General features: G+C 89.7%; 1 protein-coding gene. It reads right to left on the bottom strand.

The genetic code is table 11. The features are described 5' to 3' along the window. Positions 1-233: hypothetical protein (locus tag AX724_RS24910; protein ID WP_231736513.1), on the bottom strand; the 233-nt coding region annotated here is incomplete at both ends.

Raw genomic sequence — 233 nt, 5'->3', positions numbered from 1 at the left:
GCCCGCACCAGCCGCGCCGCCCGCACCAGCCGCGCCACCCGCGCCACCCGCGCCACCTGCGCCGCCTGCGCCGCCTGCGCCGGCCGCACCGCCTGCGCCGGCCGCACCGCCCGCACCAGCCGCACCGCCCGCACCAGCCGCGCCGCCCGCACCGCCCGCGCCGGCCGCACCGCCCGCGCCGGCCGCACCGCCCGCGCCAGCCGCACCGCCCGCGCCAGCCGCGCCGCCCGCGC

Origin of the sequence: Sphingobium sp. CCH11-B1 (assembly GCF_001556865.1) — a bacterium.
GTDB lineage: Bacteria > Pseudomonadota > Alphaproteobacteria > Sphingomonadales > Sphingomonadaceae > Sphingobium.
This window is presented reverse-complemented; position numbering and strand designations above follow the sequence as displayed.